At 39.3% G+C, this 18057-nt stretch carries 16 protein-coding genes; 7 read left to right on the top strand and 9 right to left on the bottom strand.

Going from position 1 to position 18057, the window contains the following annotated elements; genetic code table 11:
- Positions 1-9 precede the first annotated feature (9 nt).
- The 3 genes from BFP77_RS14440 to BFP77_RS14430 all read right to left on the bottom strand — a co-directional run bounded on the left by BFP77_RS14440 (position 10) and on the right by BFP77_RS14430 (position 1951).
- Positions 10-348 (bottom strand): hypothetical protein, encoded by a 339-nt coding sequence (locus tag BFP77_RS14440; protein WP_099574721.1) that lies wholly within the window; start codon positions 346-348, stop codon positions 10-12.
- Positions 349-474: 126 nt separating this feature from the next.
- A complete protein-coding gene (locus BFP77_RS14435; protein WP_099574720.1) occupies positions 475-708 on the bottom strand; it encodes a CDGSH iron-sulfur domain-containing protein in 234 nt (77 codons plus the stop codon).
- Positions 709-763: 55 nt separating this feature from the next.
- A complete protein-coding gene (locus tag BFP77_RS14430; protein WP_306475430.1) occupies positions 764-1951 on the bottom strand; it encodes an acyltransferase family protein in 1188 nt (395 codons plus the stop codon).
- Positions 1952-2077: 126 nt separating this feature from the next.
- Here BFP77_RS14430 and BFP77_RS14425 point away from each other — a divergent pair, with 126 nt between their 5' ends.
- From BFP77_RS14425 to BFP77_RS14400, 6 genes are all read left to right on the top strand, one after another.
- Positions 2078-2614, top strand: a complete 537-nt coding sequence (locus tag BFP77_RS14425; RefSeq protein ID WP_099574719.1) for an NADPH-dependent FMN reductase — start codon at positions 2078-2080, stop codon at positions 2612-2614.
- 3 nt (positions 2615-2617) lie between these two features.
- Positions 2618-3916, top strand: a complete 1299-nt coding sequence (locus BFP77_RS14420; RefSeq protein WP_099574718.1) for an anthranilate synthase component I family protein — start codon at positions 2618-2620, stop codon at positions 3914-3916.
- Positions 3917-3950: 34 nt separating this feature from the next.
- Positions 3951-5264, top strand: coding sequence for a tRNA lysidine(34) synthetase TilS (gene tilS, locus BFP77_RS14415; protein ID WP_099574717.1), 1314 nt, complete (start codon positions 3951-3953; stop codon positions 5262-5264).
- A complete protein-coding gene (locus tag BFP77_RS14410) occupies positions 5261-7225 on the top strand; it encodes a protein-disulfide reductase DsbD family protein (RefSeq protein WP_099574716.1) in 1965 nt (654 codons plus the stop codon). Before tilS ends, BFP77_RS14410 begins: the two co-directional genes overlap by 4 nt.
- 203 nt (positions 7226-7428) lie before the next feature.
- A complete protein-coding gene (locus tag BFP77_RS14405; RefSeq protein WP_099574715.1) occupies positions 7429-9822 on the top strand; it encodes a penicillin acylase family protein in 2394 nt (797 codons plus the stop codon).
- Between the two features lies 1 nt (position 9823).
- Positions 9824-11359 carry a YifB family Mg chelatase-like AAA ATPase gene (locus BFP77_RS14400; RefSeq protein ID WP_099574714.1) on the top strand — a complete coding sequence of 512 codons (1536 nt, stop codon included), beginning with the start codon at positions 9824-9826 and terminating at the stop codon, positions 11357-11359.
- 575 nt (positions 11360-11934) lie between these two features.
- On the opposite strand, the gene BFP77_RS14395 is transcribed toward BFP77_RS14400, so the two are convergent.
- The 6 genes from BFP77_RS14395 to BFP77_RS14365 form a co-directional block, all read right to left on the bottom strand.
- On the bottom strand, positions 11935-12489 hold the full coding sequence (locus tag BFP77_RS14395) for a hypothetical protein (RefSeq protein WP_099574713.1): 555 nt from the start codon (positions 12487-12489) through the stop codon (positions 11935-11937).
- A 321-nt stretch (positions 12490-12810) separates the two neighbouring features.
- Positions 12811-13350 carry a DUF4440 domain-containing protein gene (locus BFP77_RS14390; protein WP_099574712.1) on the bottom strand — a complete coding sequence of 180 codons (540 nt, stop codon included), beginning with the start codon at positions 13348-13350 and terminating at the stop codon, positions 12811-12813.
- A gap of 502 nt (positions 13351-13852) precedes the next feature.
- Positions 13853-14167, bottom strand: coding sequence for a hypothetical protein (locus BFP77_RS14380; RefSeq protein WP_099574710.1), 315 nt, complete (start codon positions 14165-14167; stop codon positions 13853-13855).
- Positions 14168-14431: 264 nt separating this feature from the next.
- Positions 14432-15547: a pyridoxal phosphate-dependent aminotransferase gene (locus BFP77_RS14375; protein ID WP_099574709.1), complete on the bottom strand. Its 1116-nt coding sequence runs from the start codon at positions 15545-15547 to the stop codon at positions 14432-14434.
- 68 nt (positions 15548-15615) lie between these two features.
- Positions 15616-16179: a hypothetical protein gene (locus BFP77_RS14370; RefSeq protein ID WP_099574708.1), complete on the bottom strand. Its 564-nt coding sequence runs from the start codon at positions 16177-16179 to the stop codon at positions 15616-15618.
- A 10-nt stretch (positions 16180-16189) separates the two neighbouring features.
- Positions 16190-16633: a hypothetical protein gene (locus BFP77_RS14365; protein ID WP_099574707.1), complete on the bottom strand. Its 444-nt coding sequence runs from the start codon at positions 16631-16633 to the stop codon at positions 16190-16192.
- A 314-nt stretch (positions 16634-16947) separates the two neighbouring features.
- On the opposite strand from BFP77_RS14365, the gene BFP77_RS14360 reads away from it, so the two are divergent.
- Positions 16948-18057 carry a DUF2891 domain-containing protein gene (locus BFP77_RS14360; protein WP_099574706.1) on the top strand — a complete coding sequence of 370 codons (1110 nt, stop codon included), beginning with the start codon at positions 16948-16950 and terminating at the stop codon, positions 18055-18057.

Raw genomic sequence — 18057 nt, 5'->3', positions numbered from 1 at the left:
TTCTTTGTTCTAGAAATATTGAAATGTTCTATCATAATTACCTACGATTTCCTTTTGAGTCTTTTTCTCCAATAGTTTCCGTAATGCAAGCCTTACTCTGAAATCATTCGAAAAATAAAGGGTTTCTAGAGCCATAATTTCGTAACGCACTTTCCAGTTTTTATCAATTTTATCGATAAGGGAAGTAATGGTATTTTCGTCGCTATTGGTCGCTAACTTTAGAAAACCAGAAATGGGTACATCAGCTTCAATGCTATAGAGGGTTTTTACTCCTGTATTCGTTTCTGGCGTTAATTCCGGTAATATAAAAACGTTGCTAAGCAGGCCTATTAAGAAAGGCAAAAGCATAAGACCGCTTCTTTAATTGAACATAATCATAAGTATTTTATGAACTATGTCGTTTAAGAACTACAGGTCTTAGAAGTTTAACAGTACTTTAATAGCTTAAAGCGATGAAGTTGGGCGTATGTTGACTCAGTTATTGTTATGGGACCCATCGCAATATGGAGGGTTTCCGGTCTTTTTGCACGTACACAGATAGGCCTGTTTATCTTCTTCCACAGTGAACCCCAAGGAAGGCGGTTTATTATGTGCTCTGTGGGCACCATCGCAAAAGGGCTGGTTGGCGCTGTGACTACAGGTGCACCAAGCGTAACGTTTATCTTTTTCTAAATCAACTGCGATGGGGGCATAATTTTTCTCTTCCATGAAAATAATTTTTGGTCAATTTAGATAAAAAGTGGAAGCAGAAATAGGGGTAAGACTAATTTTTAGTCAGTCCAAATAATCTTAATAGCTTTATAGAAAGAAATCTTAAAACGCCAAAACTTAACAGTATGGTACGTTCCACATGTAATTTTACCATGCCAAAACCTTTGTTGCTAACTGCTTTTATGGCTGCCTTATGGTCTTCATACAGCAGTGCCAGGTAAGAGCAAACAATCATAAATACCACGGCACCGGTAACCACTAACCAGGGGGATAAGCTATGATGAAAGAATCCATAAAGTCCCAATCCCGTAAAACTCCCATAAAGAATTATAAAATGTATAACGTATATAGATAGGGTACTTTGTCCTAATTTTAGACCTACTTTGTTCGTGAGGAATTTACGCAAAAGCATAAATACGGCAAACACGACTAAGACATCCCCTAATCGAATAAACAAATAATTATTAAAGAAAATATCTGCAAACAGCTGAATTCCGGTTGCTTGTGAAATTGCCAAAAAGAACTCTGATGAGCCAAAAATTAAAAGCGCTCCCAAAACTATACAAATGCCTATGGCACGGGAATATAGTTTCTCATGATTTTTAAATTTCTTAAAGATGATGGACATGAAGCTGCCAAAGGTGGCGTAACCGAACCAAGGTAAAATGGTAAATACAGAACCATTGGACTTGGTAAAATAATTTGCGATCCACTGCGGTAGTAAATAGAAGTTTACCTCTTTGTAATAGGGTTCAAATAAAAATAGTGAGGTAGTTATTATTAATAGTACTGAAGGGAATAACCATTTTTTTCTATTTGCCGTTAGGACATAAACTCCTATGATTCCTAGAATGGAAAGCCCAATACAGTGGAGGACATCCACGAGATAGAACGACGGATAAATCTCTCCCTGAAATAGTCCTAACAGATTAATTCTTAAGAAATAACCGATGAATACTAATTGAAAGCCTCTGCGTATACCTTTCCTTACCCTCGGATTGTCCCATCCTAATTCCGGGACTTTTATCAATAAATAGGTGAATATGAATCCGGAAACGGTAAAGAATACAGGGGCAGTGATACCTCTAAAATATTTCCAAACATTGAAAATAATATTGGAGTTGTCTCTAAAGGCATTGTCCAGAAGGCCATCAATAAAGTGACCCTGGAGCATCATCAAAATTGCCCAAGCCCGGATAGCATCTATAAAATAAAGCCTCGTATCTTTTGTCTGCATCATATTTCTCTTACCCTATATACTTAAATCACAGTATGTTTGGATGTTTTGCGATGCAAAACTATAGAAAATAGTGGCAACTCTATAGGATTTGGGCTATTTTCGTATAGCAAACAATCCACAATAATTATGTCCTATATTTTTGGCTTTGCCGGTAGTAATTCATCAACCTCAATAAATTATAAATTGGTAAGGTATACGGCCTCCTTGATAAGTGGTAACGAATTGAAATTGTTGGACATGGCTAATTGCCCATTTCCTATGTATAGCGAGGACTACGAGAAGGAGAACGGTTATTCTAACTCGCTTATAGAGGTCAAGAATACCATACAGAATGCAAAGGGAATTATTCTTTCCGTAAACGAGCATAACAGCAATCCTTCCGCATATTTCAAAAACCTGATTGATTGGTTGTCTAGAGTTGACAAGAATTTTATCGACGGTAAAAAACTGCTCTTGATGTCTACTTCTGGTGGTAAGAGAGGAGCTAAGGGAGCATTTGAAGTAACGGAGAAATTACTTGCCCGTTTTGGAGCAGAGCTTGTAGCCTCTTTTTCGCTGCCCGGTTTTCATGATAATTTTGATATGGAAAAAGGTATTCTGGATAAAGACCTATCAAAGTCCCACAAGGAAGCACTTGAAAACTTCATGGAAGCAATTGGCTAATTTTTGAGGCAGACAAAAACCTATACGACAGCGAGTCCCAAAATTTTTAAAGAAGCACTGCTGTCTTGGTCTCAACAGTTTGATGAAGTGGTATGGCTAGATAGCAATCAGCATACAAACTCCTATAGTTCTTTTGATACACTGCTTGCCGTAGACGGATTAACGGCCCTTACTACAGATTGTACCAATGCTTTTGAAAATTTAAAAGAGTATCAGTTACAAACCAAAGATTGGATTTTTGGTTACCTGTCCTACGACCTTAAAAACGACGTTGAACCACTATCTTCCAATAATTTTGATGGTCTTAAGTTTCCCGACCTCTATTTTTTTCAACCCAAGAAGATAATTCAAATCGTAGATGACGAGATACGTTTTGTTTATCTGAATATGGTTGCCGATGAGATTGAAACCGATTTTTCGGAAATTTCAAATTACCAATCAAGCAGCATCAAAGTCGCAACGACCAAAAGCAAAGCACATATTAAAATGCGGATCTTTAAGGACGAGTATTTTAGGCAGGTGGAAAAAATGTTGAGTCATATCCGTAAAGGGGACATCTATGAAGCTAATTTCTGCCAAGAATTCTACATGGAGGATTGTCTCATCGACCCCATTGACATCTATAAAAAATTAAACGAAATTTCTAAAGCTCCCTTTGCGAGCTATGTGAAATTGTTCGATAAATTCTTGCTCTGCGCTTCACCAGAACGGTACTTGAAGAAAATAGGAACCAAAATAATCTCACAACCCATAAAAGGTACGGCCAGTAGGTCTACAGACAAAGAAAAAGATATCTTACTAAGAAAAGAGCTGGAAACTAATGAGAAAGAAAGGTCCGAAAATATTATGATCGTTGATTTGGTACGGAACGATTTATCAAAAAGTGCGCTAAAGGGTAGTGTAAGGGTAGAGGAGTTGTGCAAGGTGTATTCCTTTGACCAAGTACATCAAATGATTTCCACGATATCTTCAGAAGTAACCCAAGATATGGATGCAGTGGACTTGTTGAAGGATACGTTTCCTATGGGCAGTATGACAGGCGCTCCCAAGATTTCGGCAATGAAAATAATTGAAGAACTAGAATCCTTTAAGCGGGGCCTTTATAGCGGTGCGGTAGGTTATTTTACACCAGATTCAGATTTTGATTTTAATGTGGTCATCAGAAGTATTCTTTACAACCAGACCAACAAATACTTGTCTTATGGCGTAGGTAGTGCCATTACCGAAAAATCTATCCCGACAAACGAATATGAGGAATGTTTACTTAAAGCAAAGGCCATGCGTCAAGTTTTGGAGGAGTAGCGGCCTTAATCCCCGAATTAACTACCTTTGCGGCATGCTTCAGGATTTTACAGATCACATAGAAAAGAATTTTCCAGAACTATTGGAAAATCGATTTTTAATAGCCTGTAGTGGTGGTTTGGATAGTGTAGTACTTGCTCATCTTTGTTATCGATGCCAAATGGATTTTGTCCTCGCACATTGTAATTTTGGATTACGAGGAGCAGCAAGTGATCTGGACAAAGCTTTCGTTAAAAACCTGTCCGTAGCATGGAACAAAAAAATTTACATCACGCATTTCAATACAAAAGCTTACGTAGACGAAAAGAAGGTTTCCATTCAAATGGGCGCGCGAGAGCTAAGATACCACTGGTTTAAGAAATTGCTTTCTGAGCATGGTTTAAAGTATATACTAACCGCGCATCACGCAGATGATAACTTGGAAACCTTTCTTATTAATTTATCAAGAGGCTCGGGAATAGAAGGGCTCACGGGTATTCCTGAAAAAACAGATACGGTCTACCGGCCTTTGTTAAAATATGCTCGAAAAGATATACAGGACTATGCTGAAAAGAATGGCTTAACATGGCGAGAAGATGCTAGCAATGCGGATACGAAATACCTCAGGAACAACATAAGGCATCAGATTGTCCCCGCCCTCAAAGACCTTCACCCTTCATTCTTGTCCAATTTTAAGGACAGTATCGCTTACTTGGACCAAACCAATGAATTGGCAAAGCAAGAAATACATACGTGGAAAAAGCAACACTTTCTTTCCGAGGGCAATCACTTTAAAATCGCTATTTCTGCCCTAAATAATTGTCATCCGTTAGAGGCCTATATCTACAGTCTTTTTAGTGAATATGGTTTTAGGGAATGGAGTAACGTTAAAAATTTATTAGTAGGCATGAGCGGTAAGTCTGTTGTATCCAAGACTCACCGTTTGTTAAAAGACAGGGAGTATTTACTATTGTCAGCGCTAAAAGATGCCGCAGAAATACCGTCTACTTACAGGATAGATAAAGAGCAGGAAGTACTAGAACAACCTATATCCTTGCGTTTTTCAATAGTTACACAAAGAGAAGAAAATAGCGATACTATAATTTATGTGGATAAAAATGCGTTAAAATATCCGCTGGTGTTAAGGAAATGGAATAAAGGCGACTATTTTTATCCCATCGGTCTTAACGGAAAGAAAAAACTGGCTAAATTTTTTAAGGATGAAAAGGTTTCTCTTATAGCTAAAGAAGCACAATGGTTACTTTGCTCCGAAGATAAAATTGTATGGGTCATAGGAAGAAGGGCAGATAATAGGTTTAAAGTGGTGGATACAACGACCGAAATAATGAAAATAGCGATAGCAGTATGAGGTATTTAATTTTTAGTGTTTTCTTTTTGTTGGCATCGTTCTTCGTTGTGGGGCAGGATGATGAAAATCCTGTTATTTGGAGCAAGGAGGTAAAGCAAATATCGGACACCGAGTACGATTTAATTCTCAAAGGAGCTATTCATGAGGGCTGGCATATTTTTTCTCAGTTTACCGCTGAGGGTGGCTCATTGCCAAGCACTTTTACATTTAAGGGAGCCGGTGAGGCTTACCGACTTATAGGCCAAACTAAGGAAAGCGAAACGGTAGAGGAGTACAGTGAAATTTTTGAGGTAGCGGAAACTTTTTTTAAGAATGAGGCCATTTTTACCCAAAGAATACAGGTGCTTAATGCCAATGCGAAACAGGTTCAGGTAAATCTTTTTTATCAAATCTGTAAGGAGGTCTGTATTCCAGCAGATGAAGATTTTATCTTTTCCCTAGATGGTTCCGACATTTCAGAAGAGACTGTTGCTATGGATGAAAAGAGCAAAGAATTGGGGGCCAAATTACGATTAGATTTAAAGAATAGGGTGCTACTGACTCAAGGTCAAGAGAGCATAAGCACAAGTTCTAGTCTGTGGGTACTGTTCGCTCTAGGATTTTTGGGTGGTTTAATCGCATTGTTAACTCCATGCGTCTTTCCTATGATACCCTTAACGGTTTCCTTCTTTACAAAACATTCTCAAAAAAAATCGAAAGGAATAGCCAATGCGCTTTTGTACGGATTTTTCATTGTCCTCATTTATTTTTTACTGAGCCTACCCTTTCATTTATTTGATTCGGTAGACTCACAAATACTGAATACGATTGCGACCAATGTATGGCTCAACCTAGCGTTCTTTGCAATTTTTATCTTTTTTGCCTTTTCGTTTTTTGGTTATTACGAACTCACTTTGCCTAGTTCTTGGGCCAATAAAATGGATGCCGCGTCCAGTAAAGTGGGGGGTGTTCTGGGTATATTTTTCATGGCTGTAACTTTGGCCATAGTTTCCTTCTCCTGCACGGGCCCCATTCTTGGTGGACTACTAGGAGGCACAACTTTAGCAGAGGGCGATGTAGCGATAAACCTTACCGCCGGTATGACCGGGTTTGGTGCGGCACTCGCGCTGCCTTTTATGTTATTTGCGCTCTTTCCGGCTTGGTTAAATTCCTTGCCAAAATCCGGTGGCTGGATGACAACAGTGAAAGTCGTACTCGGATTTTTAGAGATAGGGCTTGCCCTTAAATTCTTATCCAATGCCGATTTGGTGGGGCATTGGGGCATTCTAAAAAGAGAAATCTTTCTGGCCATTTGGATTGTACTAGGTTTGCTTTTGACGCTCTATTTGTTCGGTATTTTTCGTTTTCCGCACGATGGGCCAAAACAGAAGCTATCCTTAGGAAGGAAAATTACCGGAATTCTAAGTGCCGTTTTCACGATATATCTGATGTTGGGTCTTACGAATGTGACCAATTTAAAATTGCTGAGCGGATTTCCACCACCTGAATTCTACAGTGTTTTTGAACAGGAAAGTGATTGCCCCTTAGGAATCGATTGCTTCAAGGATTTTGAAAGTGGTCTCGCCTTTGCAAAAGAAAAAGATAAGCCCATATTACTAGATTTTACAGGGTGGGCTTGTGTAAACTGTCGTAAGATGGAAGAAAACGTTTGGAGCGAGCCGGATATCTATCCAATCCTTAAAAATGATTATGTGCTTATTTCCTTATATGTGGATGATAGAAAAGAATTACCCGTAGAAGAGCAGTTCAAATTTCAATATGATTCTGGTCGTGTTAAGGAGATAACCAATATCGCACAAAAATGGGGGACTTTTCAGGACGTGAATTTTAATGCCGTATCACAACCGTTCTATGTACTTCTTTCACCCGATTTAAAGGTGTTGAATACGTCCATCCAAAATACCGATGCGGAAACGTACCGTATCTGGCTACTAGAAGGATTACGAAATTTTAAGGAATAGTAGTATAAGTGGTTTTTTGTAGCGTCTTAGCAAACAATCTCAGGATAAGTCTACGTGGCATTCCTAGAATCGAATATTTTATTTCGAGGTAAGCCTCTGGGCCTTATAACCTTTGGCGGTGTCAATAAAAAGCAGGATTACGAGCGTTTTTATTTCAAAAAAATAATACTACCTTGAGGTCAAATTCCCCCTAAGACCAATAGATGAAAATTTTAAAGAAAATAACACTCTTTTTGTTAGGACTGCTTTTGGTTCTCCTCATAATCGGAGTGGCAGGCATTCAAATCCTTAAACCGGATTATTCCGGAAAAAAACTGCTATCAAGTCTTGAAGATGAGGTAGAAGTATATTATGATGACTACGGGATACCACACATTTACGGTAAAACAGATTTGGATGCTTTTCGTGCCCTAGGTTTTGTACATGCTCAAGATAGGCTCTGGCAGATGGAACTACTCAGAAGAGTGGGAAGTGGGAGGTTGTCGGAAGTTTTTGGAAAGGACCTTATTGAAACGGATAAGTTTTTTCTCAATCTAGGTATAGATGAAGCATCAAAAAAAACCGTGGCCTCTGTCGATAGAAACAGAAAATCCATACAACTGGCGGAAGCCTATCTCGATGGAATAAACCAGTTTGTTGTAGAAGGACCCACACCCATTGAATTTTATTTAACGGGCATTGATAAAACCGAATTTTCATTAGAGGATGTCTATAATACCATGGGTTACATGGCCTTTAGTTTTGCGATGGCCCATAAAACGGACCCGCTACTAACCAATATCAACAATAAATTAGGCCCGGCTTATCTTACCGATTTAGAGATAATGAGTAGCGCGGATTTAGAATGGATTAAGAACTACGAACCTTCTTCCAAAGATTCCGTTCAAAATACGATTACAGCATCGGTCACAAAGGCGCTAGGGAAGTTAGATCTTCCCATGTTCGAAGGAAGTAATAGTTGGGTCATAGGACCTGAGAAAACGAAAAATGCTAAGGTGATTTTGGCGAATGACCCTCATATAGGTTTTTCACAACCCTCTGTTTGGTACGAAGCACATCTGGAAACACCGACATACTCCAAATACGGATATCATATGGCGGGAATTCCCTTCGCATTATTAGGTCACAATAGAGACCTTGCTTATGGCATCACCATGTTCGAAAACGATGATATCGATTTTTATTATGAAGAAAATAATCCCGAAAATGAGAATCAATATGCCACCGAAAATGGCTGGGAAGATTATGAGCTTATTACCAAAACTATAAAAGTTAAGGATACGGTCGAGCTCAAGTATACCTATAAGAAATCCATTCATGGACCACTTTTGACAGGTGTTCCGGCCCTTGTAAAATATGAGCGGCCCATAGCCATGTCATGGATATACACCCAAATGGAAAATAAGGGATTGGACGCTTTTTATGAAATGGGTACAGCTTCCAACGTAACTGAATTCAAAAAAGCGCTTCCAAAATTGCATGCTCCCGGTTTGAACATTATGTACGGCGATGCCGAGAATAATATTGGCTGGTTCGCTACGGCACAACTATATACCATTGCTGATAGTGTGCAGACAAAAATGGTATTTGATAATGATACAGGGTTACCCGTACAAAAAACACTATTGGATTTTTCAGAAAATCCACAGGCTGTAAATCCCCCATGGAACTATGTTTATTCGGCTAACAATCAGCCAGATTCTATTGCGGGCATGTTATATCCAGGGTATTATTTACCGGAGAATAGAGGTAAAAGAATCGTAGACCTGTTGGAACCTAAGGATGATTGGGATATTGCTTCGACCAGTGAAATGATTTTGGATGTAACTTCATCGGTAGACCCTCTCGTGGTGAAGGATTTTACCAAATTAATGGATGTTTCTAGCCTGAACGATATTGAATTGAAAGCACTGGATTTATTAGGACAATGGCAAGGGGATTATCCTTTGGAAAGTGTTGCCGGTACCATTTATACCCGATGGGTGTATTACTTTTTAAAAAATATTTTCCACGACGAATTAGGGGATGAGCTGTTTCAACAATTCTTGGCGACGCACCTTCATAAAAGGGTAATTGCCCCAATGGCCGCCAAACCAAATTCTGTTTGGTGGGACAATGTTACAACGACTGACAAAGTAGAAACTCAAAAAGATATTGTGGTGGATGCTTTCAAAAAAGCGATTGTATCCTTGAACTCGGATTTTGGTTCTGATAGCTCCAAATGGACCTGGAATAAGGTACACACCTTGGAACATCCACACCCTATCGGTCAGGTTGCCGCTTTACGGTCATTTTTCAATGTAGGCCCATTTCCCATAAGCGGAACACGGGAGGTTATCAACAATATGTATTTCGGTTATGATGGAGAAGGTTTCTATGAAACGACAAGTGGACCATCTACAAGACGTATTATAGATTTTTCAGATATCGAAAATAGCTTAAGCATTTTACCAACGGGACAATCTGGAAATCCATTTAGTGCATATTACCGGGACCAAGCAGAGTTATATAATCAGGGAATGTTCCGAAAAATGCTCATGAACGAGGCCGAAATTAAGAACTCTAAAGAAATTCTTATTTTTAGGCCAAAGGAGTAATATGCTTACAAAGGTTTATGGTAGCGCCGTTTTTGGTGTGGAGGCTACGACGATAACAGTCGAGGTGAATGTGGATAAGGGCGTTGGATACCATTTAGTTGGTCTGCCAGACAATGCTATCAAGGAAAGCAACTACAGAATAGCGGCCGCACTACAGAATAACGGATACAAGATTCCCGGAAAGAAAATAACCATTAATATGGCTCCGGCAGACCTCCGAAAAGAAGGTTCTGCCTATGATTTAACCTTAGCCTTGGGTATTTTATCCGCCTCTAGTCAAATTCAATCCGAAGAAATTGAGCAATATATCATTATGGGAGAACTATCCTTGGATGGTAGTCTGCAGCCCATAAAAGGAGCCTTGCCCATTGCTATAAAGGCACAAGAAGAAGGTTTTAAGGGATTTATTCTGCCTAGTCAGAATGCCAAGGAGGCCGCAATTGTGGGCGATTTAAAAGTATATGGTGTAGATAATATAAAACAGGTGCTGGAGTTTTTTGACCAAGGCACGCCTTTGGAACAGACCATCATCGATACGAGGGCCGAATTTTATAAAAGTTTGGATTTTCCGGAGTTCGATTTTTCGGATGTTAAGGGACAAGAGAGCATAAAGCGCTGTATGGAGATTGCGGCCGCAGGTGGACATAATATAATTTTAATCGGTCCGCCAGGTGCTGGCAAGACCATGCTGGCAAAACGCCTGCCTTCCATTTTACCACCAATGACCCTACAAGAGGCTTTGGAAACCACCAAAATACATAGCGTTGTGGGTAAAATAAAGAATATGGGCCTGATGAACCAACGCCCGTTCCGGAGTCCGCACCACACTATTTCGGATGTGGCTCTGGTAGGAGGAGGAGCGTATCCGCAGCCGGGAGAGATATCCTTATCACATAACGGGGTGTTGTTTTTGGATGAATTGCCCGAATTTAAGCGAGGTGTTTTAGAAGTAATGCGTCAGCCTTTGGAAGATAGGGAAGTAACCATTTCCAGGGCACGTTTTACGGTAACCTATCCTAGTAGTTTTATGCTGGTCGCCAGTATGAACCCCAGTCCCGGAGGTTATTTTAATGACCCAGACGCCCCTGTAACTTCTTCTCCGGCGGAGATGCAACGTTATCTGAGCAAGATATCCGGACCTTTATTGGACCGTATCGATATTCATATCGAAGTAACACCCGTACCCTTTGAGAAACTATCGGAGGATAGAAAAGGGGAAAGTAGTGTGGACATTCGTAAACGTGTTACGGCCGCAAGGGAAATTCAAACCAAGCGTTTCAAATCTCTAGAAAACGTGCATTACAACGCGCAGATGAGTACCAAACAGATTCGAGAATTCTGTTCGCTGGACGTAGCTTCGAAAGCATTGCTTAAAAATGCTATGGAGCGTTTAAACCTTTCTGCACGTGCCTATGACCGTATCTTAAAAGTAGCCCGTACCATTGCCGATTTGGCCAGTGACGAAGCATTAAACGGAAATCACATCAGTGAGGCCATACAATACCGTAGTTTGGATAGGGAAGGTTGGCTGGGGTGAGGAAGTTTAAAGGTTTAGCGTTGATAAGTTTAGCACTTATGCTCGGTAGCTAGCGTAAACATCCTTGTTGGTACTTTTAAAAAAGCACTGGTTATTTTCAATTAATACCAGTTGATAGTGCGAGCATTATGCTCGTGCCCTTAAAATATCCTTGCTCGTAATTTTTAAAAAAGCCTTTACTGGTGCGCGATTAGCAAAGCGTGTCACGTTCAATCAAAATAATACTATATGAGTACTACTTTTTAAGTTTGTTGCCTACCGCAATGGATTAGCGTGGTTGTGGGAGTGCCAATAATTGATAATGAAGGCATTTTATTGGCCCGTTATGGTAAAAGGGTGTTCAAGAAAATGGCGTGAGTAGAAGCGGTTAGTTTTTATGAAAGGTCACTAGAACCATGGGCACGAGCGTGACGCTCGCGCCAGCTGGTTTTTTTTATTCCAATAAACCTCCATTAGACCGAACGAGGACGACAAAAAAATTCAATAAATAATCCTGATAAGTTAGTATTAATATTAAAAAAATTCCCATCAAGATATTAAAGTTTTAACTTGATGGGAAATCTTTAAAAATATCTCTATCTTCTGAATGTAATCTCCACTTCATGGGTTTGCGTACCTAAAATTATATTGCTTGGTTTGTTCCTAACAATGAGATTGGTTTCTATTTTGTTAACAGAGTCGTTTACTTCATACCAAGTAACATTTCTAAGGTTTTTGAAATCTTTTAATAGTGGTGTAGGTAGAGAATCATACGAATTTTCATTGAACCCATCAGTTTCAGAGGGGATTTTGTATCCATGTTTTTCCAAATAAAATTTAGAAATACTTGTTGTTTCTGGTTTCCCGTACCTTTTGACCAAATCTTTATAAAACATATCAATATCAAAAATCTTTAAGTATAATACAACCTGTTCAATGGATTTATCCTTTGCTACTGCAAATCCTGCTTTTGAAACACGATGTTTCATAAAACTAAAGTTGAAAGGGGTTCCAGAAGGATAATAATAATTGTAATGGTAGCTTATTTCATAATCGTGCATTTCTTCTTGGTCTATTTTAATAAAATATTCACTTTCGTAATCCGAGAAACTACGATTCAAAATATTTTCATCAATATTAAATTGCTGCATATTGAAGTTGATTAATAAGATTGATATAATTAAAGAACGAACCATTGTAAAATTGGAAATTTAGTAAATTAATTACAAAAATCTCTACCTGTATAATTTTCCTTATAAGGCGCTGGTCTACCAGTCCAACCCCCGCTAGCGCGTGCATCATGCTCGTGCCGTCAAGAGTACGTTTTAAATTATTGACCCAGAGGAAACCGTCTGGTCACTAAAGCATAAAAATTACCACAATACCTTCTCCGCTCAGTGACCAGCTCAAAATAACTCGAACGGACGGCCTGTATCATTTGGTTACTATTTGTACCGCGTATTTTGTATATGCTATTCCAAAAGATTCCACTCCGCTTCGGTTGCCTTGGATTTTTGATATTCCATGACCATTAACCACATGGTATCACGTTTTATGAGTAAGGCATCAAAATGCACATATTGCTTTGGACTTGTCTTACCGGTACCATCTTTAGATTGAAAGGCAAAAATTCCGGTTTCGTGGGCCGTTGTTTCGCTGCCTACTCGCTGTGAAAAACGGAAAGACACATTATTTGTTGTTTTTCCTCCTTTGGTGTCTATAAAACCCTGTTTCCAGTTCGCTAGTGCTTTAGCAATGGAAACAGAGGTTTTGTTTTCTCCAGTGGTAAAGACAACGACCGCATCTTCATGGTAGGCGGCGGCATAACCATCAAAATCTCCCTCCGCTACCGTTCTTGAAACTTCTGCCCAAAAACTGTCGAGTTCCGCTATGCGCAACGAATCATTGGGGATAGCAATACCACTCTTGCTGTTGCTTTTGTTAATACGTGCATGCGCAAGGGTACTACTTAGGGTCAGCAGTAGGGCTATAAAAATTTTAGTTGTTCTCATAGTTGAATCTTAATTTACTTGACTATTTATCGCTTTTCAAGATACAGAAATAATTGGTTCTTAGTTTTAAGTAATACTAGAACATAGTTTGGATGATGGAAACGGTTTTGGATAGGTTAAAAGTGATGCTACTATGAGGGTGGGACTACAGGTTGTAAAGTATTTATAGCTGTCAAGTGTAAACCAGTAAAGGGTTGTTTAATACTTAAACAACCCTTTAGTTTGAATACTATGTTTGAATGTTATGATGAAGTAATGTTTTCGATATTTTTTTTGTTAAATAAAGTGTTGCTTACCAAGAATGCACCCAGAACAGAAAAGATAGAAGCTAAATACATCCTGTAGTCAGTCAAATATTGCATAACATTATCAAAAGATATTTTCTTATCATAGAAGTATAAAAGATAAAGAAATAGTAAAGTATTAGTTGCGATTAAAAAAATTCTAATAGTATAAAAATTCTTTTTTATAAAAGGTTTGAAATATTTCATAAGTTTATAATTTATTGACATACCTGGAAAACCATAATATTGCCAGTATTTCCTATTGGTTCTTCAACTCTTGTACAACCACCTGCGCTAGTTAATCTCCAAGAACCACCCGAACCCGAAACATCAGTTTGTCCACAAAGAATACCACAATCGGCTGCTGCAAACATCGCCGCAGTAGTAGCTCCATAAATAGCACCTTCTGCTCCTCCCGAAACAGCTCCTGCAACAGCTCCTGTTGCTGTTCCTAAAATTGGAAATACTATTGTGCCACCGCCAGCCCCTATAATTGCACCTACACCTGTACCAGCAACCGCACCACCTACCATACTACGCGCAATGCCTTTTCATTGAGAAGCCATACAATCCCAAAAACAATCACCTTTTGAAGATAGTCCATCTATATTTTTTGACGTTGTTAACGTTGAAAATGATTGTTCAATTGATGCAATTGTTTTCTCTGCTGCATCTAAAATTATGAAAATTTGTTGATATTCCCCCGCTAGTGCGAGCATCGTGCTCGTGCCGTCAAGAGTAAGTTTTAAATTATCAACCTAAAGAAAACCATAAGGTCTGGTCAGTAAAGAATAAAGTTACCCCATCACCTTCCGTAGCGCTTTATCAAACAGTACCATGTCTTCCATAGTTCCGGTACTTATACGCGCCCACTTGTAGAAAGGAGGGAAGGGCCTTCCGATCAGTACATTTTCTTGTTCCATGGCAGTAATCATTTCCTCAATTGGTCTACCCGTTTTAAAGAAGACAAAATTGGTATGGGACTCCACATAGTCTAAGCCCAAGTCATTTAGGGTTTTGTAGATAGCGGCTTTGGCCTCTGCATTTTTTGCGATACTAAATTTATAGAATTCATTATCCTTTAAGGCTTCTTTGGCCGCTTCTATGGCCAAAAGGTTGGTCATGGCCATCACATGTTTTTTTAAGGTATCCGCAATTTTCGGTCGTGCTACCAGATAACCAATGCGTAGGCCGGCCATGCCAAATACTTTGGAAAAGGTCTTGGATACAATAACATCCATACCTTCTTTGACCAACGTTATCATGGAAGGATAATCGGGCTCGGTTATAAAATCGTAGTAGGCCTCATCGCTAAAGACCATAGCTTTTTTACTGGTGGCGATACAGAAATCGCGAAGGACATTCTTATCCAATAAAGTCCCTGTGGGGTTGTTGGGGTTACAAATAAAGACTAAACCGGTTTTGGAGTTCATACGGCGCTCCATTTCCTTTAAATCGTGGCCCATGCTTTCATCTACAGGAACACGGTGCACGTAGCCTTTAAAATTCTCAGCATAGGTAAGCATGGACTGAAAGGTAGGGTCTGCCGCTATGATTTCCTTTCCTTGGCTACCGTACGCCAGCCCCGCAGCTTTTAAGCCTTCTGTAGAGCCTCCTGTTAAAACGATGTATTCGGTTGGTACGCCTTCTTTTTCAGCGATTTGTGCAATTAACGGTTTGTACACCAGCGAGGGGTATCTACAGGCTTTATCAAAGGATTTGACAATAGCCTTACGGACGGCTTTGGATGGTCCATACGGATTTTCGTTAGAATTTAGTTTGGCAATTCTTCCTCCTTCTGTAGTGATGTGTTGGGGTGAGTCCATTGCCAGCGCAGGCAAACCTCCTAAAAAAGTAAAACTGCCGGATAAACCGGCAGTTTTTAGCCATTGTCTTCGATCTATATTTTTCATAACCTAAACGTTTGGTTTAAGATACGAAAATCTAGAAAAGTAGGTAATTAAAGATTTAGGGCTATGCTTTACAATTGAAATTCTTCGTTATTCGGGTCTTTGTTCATTTCCTTTGCGGGACTGAAAATATCTTTCAATATATATACGGTTACGATACTGAGGCCAACGGTCAATGTAGGTATGGCATATTCCCAGTTGAGCAGATGCATCAAACCACCGGAAATGATAGTTAAGACGCCCACGACCATGGCAAAGTTCCATATGATTTCTATAATACTGTTCTTGGCTTTTCGGTCATCGTCCATAAAATAGGAGGTGCCTTCCATGGCAAACCAAGTAATAAAGGTAATGGCCGTACCTATCTGAAAAATAATAGTATAGGGGAAGTCCAATATTCTTAAAAGACCGTTGGTGGTCCAAAAAAGTACCAGTACCATTTTAATATAAGCAACGGGTTTCTTGTCCACTTTTTTACTGAACCTAACGAAGTATAATACCGCTATCGCCAAAAATGACATGAAAGTGACTACAGATGCGAAAGGTATCTGTAATATACGCATCAACACGCCACCTAGTAATGCCGCTAAGGCAAATCGTATGGGAGTTTTTAAAACTTTATGGGAATTTCTCATGGTTTTTGTTTTAAATCACTTTGGTATTTGCTTTTAGCCCCTCCGTAATCCCAATGATATTCCTCACCGTTTCGTCGAGGTAATTGCGTACTACGATATGGGGAACCCTAATGGTGGTAAATCCATTTTTAAAAGAATGCATCGCTTCCTCTAGATTATTAATGGCCTGGTCCTCCGTTAATTTTTCATAGTCGGAGTCAATTTCAATATTCAGTTTTACCCTAGAAAGGGCAATGTCTATGGACTTTTTACCGTCCCACCATTCTAACATGGCATGAACGCCGGCTTCTTTAAGGCCATAATACAACTGTATGGCTTCAAGGGGTGTGTTGTTCTTTTTAATCAGTTCTTTCATCATGGTATGATGATGGGCGCAGAGTTCTACACCTAGGCTATCCATTGCATTTTTATGGTCTAAATAACCGAGTTCTTTCTTACATTCTAAACAAGTCATTAAGTAGGTTAAATTTGGTTTGGGATTAGTATAACCGTGGCTTTTTTGAATTATTATGAACTATCGATGTATGACACCCAACTTTTAGACGAACTGCATTTTTTTAGATAAACGGCATCAAAAAATGTTAAAACTGTGGTGAAAACAGGCTGGCAACTTGTGGGCATTTACCTAATTTGAACTTATATTTACTCGATAGTCGAGATTAAAATGCTCCGACGCTTGTGTTGAAAGTAAACGCGATTTTCATTTTAATGTCTTGCGGGCTTGCCCGGGGGTAGTTTACGAACTAATTTTAAGAAGCCTTTTTTGCTATGCGCCAATTCATACTATTTCTACTATTCTCAACAACTTTATTGATAGGTTGTAAAAATGAGGTAAAAACCGAACTTGCTCAAAGCATAACACATACTCCCCCCACACTAATCCTTGAAGAGGCAAATCGTTTGGCTACACTTCCTTTGGAATGTATCTCAATTGAGTATCCGAATAAATTGAATCAATCTTTAAATGATAAATCTTTTATTGCGGAGCCTAGTGAGTTGCATCCGGCGTTTTATGGTTGCTATGATTGGCATTCTGCCGTTCATGGACATTGGTCCTTGATTTCACTTCTGAAGCAATTCCCTAATTTGGATAAAGCCGATAAAATCCGTGAGAAATTAGCGGCCTCACTTTCAGAAGATAACATCGCATTGGAAGTAGCGTACTTCAAAATTCCCGGTAACGCTTCCTTTGAACGAACGTATGGATGGGCATGGATACTGAAGTTAGCAGAAGAACTCCATACTTGGAATGACCCATTGGCGAGAGACTTAGCGCAAAATTTACAACCGCTTACAGATTTAATGGTACAATCTTATTTGGATTTTCTGCCCAAACTGAATTATCCTATTCGTGTGGGAGAACATTCCAATTCAGCTTTTGGGCTTTCTTTTGCTCTTGATTATGCGGAAACTTTGAACAACACTAGCTTAAAGGAAGCCATTGAGCGAACGGTAAAACGGTTTTACGCCAACGATAATACCATGGGCGGTTGTCCTTTGGAATGGGAACCAAGCGGTTTTGATTTCTTGTCCCCTTGTTTAGAGGAAGCGTATTTGGTTAGTAGGGTTTATGAGCCAGAGAATTTTAAAATTTGGTTCGATGCTTTCTTGCCGCAATTGACCAACCCAAAATTCGAGTTGGCTCCAGGAAAAATATTAGATAGAACTGATGGTAAATTGGTGCATTTAGACGGACTTAATTTTAGCAGAGCCTGGTGTTTGTATGGAATTGCGGAAGTATTACCGGAATACGCACACCTCAAAGAAATCGCAAAACAACATATAACATATTCATTACCGAATATCGTAGATGATAATTATGGAGGTACCCATTGGTTAGGTTCCTTCGCCATCTATGCCCTAAATAATACCAAATAG

Source organism: Maribacter sp. 4U21, from assembly GCF_002742365.1.
Lineage (GTDB): Bacteria > Bacteroidota > Bacteroidia > Flavobacteriales > Flavobacteriaceae > Maribacter.
The sequence above is the reverse complement of the archived record's forward strand: the minus strand, read 5'-3'. Positions and strand labels throughout refer to the sequence as shown.

Excerpts from the sequence above, each read along its gene's own strand:
- BFP77_RS14400 (WP_099574714.1), top strand. The coding sequence starts at position 9,824 with ATGCTTACAAAGGTTTATGGTAGCGCCGTTTTTGGTGTGGAGGCTACG.
- BFP77_RS14410 (WP_099574716.1), top strand. The coding sequence starts at position 5,261 with ATGAGGTATTTAATTTTTAGTGTTTTCTTTTTGTTGGCATCGTTCTTC.
- tilS (WP_099574717.1), top strand. The coding sequence starts at position 3,951 with ATGCTTCAGGATTTTACAGATCACATAGAAAAGAATTTTCCAGAACTA.
- BFP77_RS14380 (WP_099574710.1), bottom strand. The coding sequence starts at position 14,167 with ATGGTAGGTGGTGCGGTTGCTGGTACAGGTGTAGGTGCAATTATAGGG.
- BFP77_RS14390 (WP_099574712.1), bottom strand. The coding sequence starts at position 13,350 with ATGAGAACAACTAAAATTTTTATAGCCCTACTGCTGACCCTAAGTAGT.
- BFP77_RS14375 (WP_099574709.1), bottom strand. The coding sequence starts at position 15,547 with ATGAAAAATATAGATCGAAGACAATGGCTAAAAACTGCCGGTTTATCC.
- BFP77_RS14395 (WP_099574713.1), bottom strand. The coding sequence starts at position 12,489 with ATGCAGCAATTTAATATTGATGAAAATATTTTGAATCGTAGTTTCTCG.
- BFP77_RS14430 (WP_306475430.1), bottom strand. The coding sequence starts at position 1,951 with ATGATGCAGACAAAAGATACGAGGCTTTATTTTATAGATGCTATCCGG.
- BFP77_RS14360 (WP_099574706.1), top strand. The coding sequence starts at position 16,948 with ATGCGCCAATTCATACTATTTCTACTATTCTCAACAACTTTATTGATA.
- BFP77_RS14440 (WP_099574721.1), bottom strand. The coding sequence starts at position 348 with ATGCTTTTGCCTTTCTTAATAGGCCTGCTTAGCAACGTTTTTATATTA.
- BFP77_RS14425 (WP_099574719.1), top strand. The coding sequence starts at position 2,078 with ATGTCCTATATTTTTGGCTTTGCCGGTAGTAATTCATCAACCTCAATA.
- BFP77_RS14365 (WP_099574707.1), bottom strand. The coding sequence starts at position 16,633 with ATGACTTGTTTAGAATGTAAGAAAGAACTCGGTTATTTAGACCATAAA.
- BFP77_RS14370 (WP_099574708.1), bottom strand. The coding sequence starts at position 16,179 with ATGAGAAATTCCCATAAAGTTTTAAAAACTCCCATACGATTTGCCTTA.
- BFP77_RS14405 (WP_099574715.1), top strand. The coding sequence starts at position 7,429 with ATGAAAATTTTAAAGAAAATAACACTCTTTTTGTTAGGACTGCTTTTG.
- BFP77_RS14435 (WP_099574720.1), bottom strand. The coding sequence starts at position 708 with ATGGAAGAGAAAAATTATGCCCCCATCGCAGTTGATTTAGAAAAAGAT.